The following is a 7,032-nucleotide window of genomic DNA, read 5'->3' as shown; positions in this document are numbered from 1 at the left end:
ACATTATCGAGCAGGACCATAGGCCCATCAAACAGCTATGCAGAGCCACCTTGGGCTTTGGGAGTTTTCGAACGGCAAGGGTTACAATTGGTGGCTTTGAGTCGATGAGGATCATTCGAAAACGGCAGATAGAAGCAGAGGTTGATACCTCCGCTGAAATCTTTTATTCCATTGCAGCGTGATGACTTGTCGAGTCGCACCCTCTCTCATTCATTATCTGGAGACGCAACAGAACCTTATTTTGAACTGCCCTGTTGATCCTTTTATTTACAAAGCTGTGAGCTGTGTCAGCGAGAGTCTGCCTTTTATCCCAGCCCGGGCCCCGGAAAGAATGACTATAAAATAAGCTGACTGTTAAAATTATTGGGAAATTCCGAAACTACCGTGAACCTGAAGGCCTTGGCAATCAAGGCCTGCTGAAATTGCGAGCATTCTTTCCGGGGCCCTGAGCTAAAGCAGCCTTGATATGAAGCTTCGCTGCCGTTTTTAGGCATTCTTTCCGGGGCCCTGAAGTTCAGCCGGCCTGCCTGAGGCCATGAGCAATCAACATTTTGTCATACATAGCGTTCGAGTACGCATTCAGTTGCGGAATGCTCTATGCAGGACTGGAATTGCATGGCCTGACTTTGGATCCCTTCTGAATAGGACATTCCTTATGACATCCGATCAAGTAGTCTTAATTGGCGGCTCTGCAGGCGCGATTCCATCGATACTCGAGATTTGCCGCAATTTGCCTAAGTCGTTCACCGTTCCCATTTGTATCGTGATACACATGCATCCGGATTCCAAGAGCGCGCTTCCCATGTTGCTGGAATCTGCAAGCGGCATATCATCCAAGCACGCCGAAGATCAGGACATTCTGGAACCACGAACAATTTATGTAGCACCTCCTGATCGTCATATGCTTCTGGAAGGCGGCCGAATTTTTATCCATCGAGGGGCTCATGAAAATCGCAGTCGACCAGCCATTGATCCCCTCTTCCGTTCGGCTGCTTTGACCTATGGAACCAACGTGGTCGCGGTGCTTCTATCGGGCTATCTGGACGACGGGGCGGCAGGTCTTTTGGCCGTCAAGCGGGAAGGCGGTCGAATCATCGTCCAGGATCCCAATGACACCATATATGGAGATATGCCGGCCAACGCATTGGAAGTCGTTCGCGCCGACTTCGTTCTACCGCTCCAGGATATCCCTAGAGCCATTGTGCAGATGGCCGAACGTATCCAGGGCATTAAGTCGCCAAGGCCTTCCGCACTTGAGGTGGAAAACGCTGAAGAGAACGTGAGAACCAATGTCGCAAACGGTGATGGTGTCGAGTACATGCAGGGAAAACCCTCCACGTTCTCCTGCCCGCAGTGCAGTGGCTCCCTGTGGGAGATTCAGGACGGTCAAATGATTCGATATCGATGCCACGAGGGTCATGCCTATGCGCCCAAGAGCCTTATAGCAGGGCAAAACGATGCTTTGGAAAATGCTCTTTGGACTGCACTCCGCGCCCTGGATGATAAAATCGCTCTCCAGCAGCGCCTGCTGCGGCGGGCGGAGCAGCTCGACCAGCATCTGGCTGCCAGGAAATATATGGACACTATCGAGCATACAGACGTACATGCGCATTATATTCGGCAGATTCTAAAGACCGGATCGGGAAATTTGTTTGAGTCGCAGCCTGCGAAAAAAACAGTCGACCCGAATGAGGCTGTGACTACAATGTGAGCCTCATTTCTATTTTTTGTAAAATGTCGCAGCCTAAATGAGGAACAGATGGATTCGAATGGTACCCAGGATGAGCCTTCATCAGACTCAATCATAAGTGCACCGCCGAAAAGCACGCAATATTATGTCTGTATCGGTTGTTCTGCGGGCGGCCTGGCCGTTCTTGAAACGATTATTCCCAAGCTGCCCTTCGGCCAAGGGGTTTGCTATATCGTCATTATGCATCTCAATCCAGACACGGAGTCTTATGCTGGTGAGCTTTTGAATAGGCATTCGTCATTGCCAGTGATCAAGGCCGAGCACGGAATGCCGGCTCAGGCCGAGAAGATCTATATTATTCCGCCCAACACCGAACTGACGATTCACGCCAATACGCTTGTCCTCGCCAAGCGGGCCCGTATGCCCATCGACGGTTTTCTCATCTCCCTGGCTGAGGATCAGCAGGAACGCGCCATTGCTGTAATTCTCACGGGTGCAGGCTCAGATGGTACCGTCGGGATCCGACACATCAACGAAAACAACGGTCTGGTCATCGTTCAGGACCCGGGTACGGCCGAGTTCCAGGGCATGCCCCAAAGCGCCCAAAACACCAACTTGGCGGACATTATTGCAGCGCCCGAGGACATACCTCAGCACATTCAGGATTGGATAAACAAACAGGGAAAATTGATTCCAGTAATCGAGACTGCGGTCCTGAGTCCTACCAGCAACATGGAACTGCAGCGCATCGTCGGTGTCCTAAGGTCCCATAGCGGCCACGACTTCACGCTTTATAAAAAGAACACACTGCGACGCCGCATCGAGCGACGAATGATCGCCCAGAAAATGGACTCACTTGGCACTTATATCCGCCTTCTCGAGGCTGAACCCGCAGAGTGCGAACGACTGCTCAAGGAAATCCTGATCGGGGTCACCAGCTTTTTCCGTGATCCCGAAGCTTTCGAAGTTTTAAAAGCACTCGTGATACCACAAATCCTGCAGCATGTTGTAAGCGACAAGTCGCTCCGGATCTGGATCCCAGGCTGCTCGACCGGAGAGGAGGCTTACTCCATTGCCATGTGCGTGTTCGAGGCCTGCCAGGCGAATCCGTGGGAGATCGAACTTCGCATCTTCGCCTCGGACATCGATAAGGATTCGATAGAGATCGCCCGCGAGGGCCGCTACCCCAAGACCATTGCCTCGGAGCTTTCGCCCGAGCGCCTTAAGAATTTTTTCGTTGAAGGCGTGAATGATTATCGCATTAAGAAGGAACTTAAAGAACGCATCATTTTCGCAGTTCATAATGCGGTGCGTGACCCGCCGTTCTCCAAGGTCGACTTCATCAGCTGCCGCAATCTCATGATTTACCTCGAGCCGCCTCTGCAGCAGAAACTCCTGCGAATATTCCATTATGCCCTGAATCCGGGCGGTATGCTTTTTCTCGGCAGTTCAGAGACCACGGGTGATGCCAGCAATTTATTCCTGTCATTCGAGAAAAAATGGAAATTTTTCGAGCGCAAAAGCACGGCCTCGTTTCCGAACAGGGCCATGGATTTCGAGCCGAACAACTATTTTACGGATCCGGTCCCGGTCGAACGCGCACGCGCAGCTCTGCCCACCCCACGCAAGCCTTCGATACGCGAATTGAGCCATGAGTATCTTCTGTCAGCTTATGTGCCACCGAGCCTTATCTGTGATAATGCAGGTGACATCCTTTTCATACATGGCCGTATGGCTGACTATATTGAAACGGCTCCAGGTGAAGCGCAGATGAACATTTTCACCATGGCACGCGACGAGATCAAGCTTGAGATCAGCCGAGGATTCCAAAAAGTTCTGAATACCAATCAGGCGGTTCGCTTCGCTGATATCAAATTAAGACGGTTCAACGAGCTGATCAGCATCGATATCTTCATCCGTCCCTCTCCTGAGTTTTCCTACCAGCAGAAAATTCTCGTCATCAGCTTTGAGACCCGGCAGGCCGAGCCTTTGACGCCGGAAAATCTCGTCCATCTTGATCAGAAGAGCATCGACGAGCACACGCAGAACATTGAGCGTGAACTCCTCTTCACGCGCGAGCACATGCAGTCCCTTGTGGAGCAGTTGGAAACGTCCAATGAGGAACTCAAGTCCATGAATGAAGAGCTTCAAAGCTCAAACGAGGAGCTCCAGAGTTCGAACGAGGAACTGGAAACGGCAAAGGAGGAGCTGCAGGCTGTCAACGAGGAGCTGGTGACCCTCAACACAGAGCTCCAGATCAAAATCGAAGAGCTGTCGACAGCGAACAACGATCTGGACAACTTCCTTTCCAGCTCCAGCATTGCCACCATATTCCTGAATCGACATCTCCTGATCACGCGCTACTCGCGCTCGGCGACCAGAATCTTCAACCTGATTCCATCGGACATCGGCCGATCGCTGGGTGACTTCGCCACTCAGATGAAATACGACAAGGTCCTGGTGGATGCTGAGGAAGTTTTAAGCATCCTCGTGCCTATCGAGCGGGCGGTGGAACTCAAGGATGGCCGCAAGTTGTTCATGCGTATTACACCCTATAAAACAGCCGAAAATGTCATCGATGGCGTGGTCATAGGTTTTTCAGATATCACCGAGCAGAACCGCATCGAACAAATCGCCGCGATGTATCAGCAAATCTGCGAAAAAATCCCCAGCATGCTGCTGGTATTTGATCGCGACCAAAAGATCATCTTCGTCAATCCCGAGTGCAGAAAGATATTGGGGCAGGGGATAAAAGACGAGTCCAGCGCGACCTTGCGCGACTTCGGGATTAATGATCTGAAAATTCGCGATGCGATATTAAATAATGAAACAGTCTTGTCGCGACAAGACTGGAGGGATAAAATCCGCTTGCAAGTAGATCAAGGGAGTGAGATCACAGCGGAAGCGACAATCATGGAAATCAGACTTTCAGATCGAGCCCATTATCTATTAATTCTCCACAGTGCAGAGTTGAAGCCATGATCCGAAAAGACGTCCAAGGCACAAGCATGAGCGGCATCGTCGATATGAAGCGCCTCGTCCATGAGCTCCAAACCCATAAGATTGAGCTCGAAATGCAGAACGACGAGTTGCGACGGGCGGAACTGCGCTTGCGGCAATCCACAAGACGTTATGCGGATCTCTATGATTTCGCTCCGGTAGGATACATCACCCTTAGCAAGCATGGCGTCGTTCGTGAGCTGAACCTGAAGGGGGCCGCAGTCCTGCAAAAGGATCGAGTGCTCCTGATAGGGGCTTTGATTCATGACTATATCGACCCGGGATATGGGCAAGCTTTCAAGCAGCACCTTGCCGATTTGCTCACGAGTGGGCAAAGGCAATCGTGCAAGGTGAAAATAAAAACTTCCGACGGTGAGCCCTTTCACGTGCACGTGGAAAGCATCGTCTGGTTTGACGAGGATTCGGGTGAATACAGTATCCGTAGCATCCTGAACGATGTAACGACTCAGGTACGGATTGAAGCCGAGCTGGTCAAAGCCAAGGAACGGGCCGAGCAAGCCAGCCAGGCGAAGAGTCAGTTTCTCGCGAATATGAGCCATGAGATCCGTACCCCGCTCGCCGTTATGCTGGGCTACAGCGATCTTGTCCTTTTGGATCTTGACAGCGATTCGCCCTTTATCAAGCCAATCGACGGCATCAAGAAGAACGGCGAGCACCTGCTGCAGGTCATCGATGACATCCTCGATATTTCGCGGGTGGAGGCCGGAGAGGTCGTCGTTTCCATGGGTCCATGCGATCCCGTTCAGGAAATCCTCGATATTGTCGAGAGCATGCGGCACAAGGCTGAGGCGCGGGGCTTGTCTCTGCACATACAAGTGCAGGATGGTATTCCAGCTACCATCCGGAGTGATGCCACCCGGATCCGTCAGATCGTAATAAATCTCATCAATAATGCCATCAAGTTTACTGAATCCGGAAGCATCAGCCTTGTGATCAGCCATCAATCCACGCCTGCAGCAGACGGCATCCCGCAGCTGTTGATAGACGTCAAGGACACTGGCATCGGCATTCCAGATGAAGCCCAGATCAGCCTTTTCAAAGCCTTTTCGCAGCTGGACCCTTCGCACTCGCGAAAATTCGGTGGCATTGGCCTTGGGCTTTATCTATCGCAACGACTGGCACAGGCGCTTGGCGGCGCCATTAGTCTTGTGGAAAGCAGGGTCGGATCCGGAAGCACATTCCGCTTGAGTATGAAAATGCAGGTGGTCCAGGATAAGGTTGAAGCACGCTCACCTAAAAGTCCGTACAAGGTGGAAAAATCTGAACTCAAGGGTACAACCATACTGCTGGTGGATGACAGCATCGACAATCAATTTGTCATTCGAAGGATGATCGAAATGGCCGGCGGCACCGTATACTGCGCCGAGGACGGACAGAGCGCTATCTCCATGGCCTTCGAAAAGCCTATTGACCTTATCCTTATGGATCTCCAGCTGCCACTGCTTGATGGTTATCAGGCAACTGCGGAATTGCGCCGTCATCAATTTAAAAAGCCAGTCCTGGCTTTGACCGCGCATGCTTTGCAATCGGAGCGTGATCGCGTGCTGAATTCTCCAGATTTTGACGACTTTTTAAGTAAACCCATCGGCCTGCGACCTCTGGTGGACACGGTGAAAAAGTGGACTCGCAGGAACTGCGGCTCAGGGTCATCCCCAACCGTCCCGCTGCATTGATCGTTTCTTTTGCAGCGGGCCAGGCACTCATGGTTCGGTCCTGAACCCGTCGGAACGCGGGCTTGAAGTTGACCATACCACTATTTACCGCTGGGTCATGAAGTTCACGCGAGGGCTGGAAAAGGCTGTGCGTCGTCTGAAACGGCCTTTGGGCAAAAGCTGGTCACCAGGATGGAATTTCGTCCATCACCTGCACTTACCTCGTCAGGCCTTTGCCTTTGGTCTGCCCCTCACGCTCAAAGTCTTTGCTGCTCGTTTTGACAATCATTGGACCAATTTTCTGAACAAATTCAGCCGGCCCTTTGATTACAAAGTCTTCTCCAAACTTGGCCCTTGCCACAAGAAACGCAGCCTTGAGGGCTGCTTCGGAGCGATCCTTGAGAACAACGGCATCGCCACGATCCACAAATGAGCCTTCCGAAACTTTGAATAGAGTACCCCCAAGAGCATCCTCGTCTCCCCCCATGGCCCGATTAAGGACAAACTCACGCCATGATTTGCTTTTCATCCGTAAGCTTTCGGCGGAATAGCTCAACTTTCACCCAAAAAATCCTGACAGATATGAAGGGTGGTGCATCTGATTGTTGATTAGCTGTGGATGGCGGCCAGCGTTGTTCGATAAGTCCAGGGCAGCCATTTCTCTGGCTT

5 protein-coding genes are annotated in these 7,032 nt (G+C 51.6%); 4 read left to right on the top strand and 1 reads right to left on the bottom strand.

Features of this window, described 5'->3' with window-relative positions:
• Positions 1-2 precede the first annotated feature (2 nt).
• The 4 genes from VE954_RS43895 (at position 3) to VE954_RS29550 (ending at position 6,384) form a co-directional block, all read left to right on the top strand.
• Positions 3-182, top strand: a complete 180-nt coding sequence (locus VE954_RS43895) for a DDE-type integrase/transposase/recombinase (protein ID WP_349263846.1) — start codon at positions 3-5, stop codon at positions 180-182.
• 353 nt (positions 183-535) lie between these two features.
• Positions 536-1,711 (top strand): chemotaxis protein CheB, encoded by a 1,176-nt coding sequence (locus tag VE954_RS29560; protein WP_324959732.1) that lies wholly within the window; start codon positions 536-538, stop codon positions 1,709-1,711.
• A 48-nt stretch (positions 1,712-1,759) separates the two neighbouring features.
• Positions 1,760-4,672 carry a CheR family methyltransferase gene (locus VE954_RS29555; RefSeq protein ID WP_324959730.1) on the top strand — a complete coding sequence of 971 codons (2,913 nt, stop codon included), beginning with the start codon at positions 1,760-1,762 and terminating at the stop codon, positions 4,670-4,672.
• A complete protein-coding gene (locus VE954_RS29550) occupies positions 4,669-6,384 on the top strand; it encodes a PAS domain-containing hybrid sensor histidine kinase/response regulator (RefSeq protein WP_324959728.1) in 1,716 nt (571 codons plus the stop codon). The genes VE954_RS29555 and VE954_RS29550 overlap by 4 nt, the downstream gene beginning before the upstream one ends.
• 196 nt (positions 6,385-6,580) lie before the next feature.
• On the opposite strand, the gene VE954_RS29545 is transcribed toward VE954_RS29550, so the two are convergent.
• Positions 6,581-6,892 (bottom strand): LPD7 domain-containing protein, encoded by a 312-nt coding sequence (locus tag VE954_RS29545; protein ID WP_324959726.1) that lies wholly within the window; start codon positions 6,890-6,892, stop codon positions 6,581-6,583.
• Positions 6,893-7,032 lie beyond the last annotated feature (140 nt).

The sequence above is a fragment of the Oligoflexus sp. genome, assembly GCF_035638955.1.
In the GTDB taxonomy this organism is placed as follows: domain Bacteria; phylum Bdellovibrionota_B; class Oligoflexia; order Oligoflexales; family Oligoflexaceae; genus Oligoflexus.
This window is presented reverse-complemented; position numbering and strand designations above follow the sequence as displayed.

Coding starts and splice junctions, on each gene's coding strand:
- VE954_RS29560 (WP_324959732.1), top strand. CDS start 536: ATGAGCAATCAACATTTTGTCATACATAGCGTTCGAGTACGCATTCAG.
- VE954_RS29555 (WP_324959730.1), top strand. CDS start 1,760: ATGGATTCGAATGGTACCCAGGATGAGCCTTCATCAGACTCAATCATA.
- VE954_RS29550 (WP_324959728.1), top strand. CDS start 4,669: ATGATCCGAAAAGACGTCCAAGGCACAAGCATGAGCGGCATCGTCGAT.
- VE954_RS29545 (WP_324959726.1), bottom strand. CDS start 6,892: ATGAAAAGCAAATCATGGCGTGAGTTTGTCCTTAATCGGGCCATGGGG.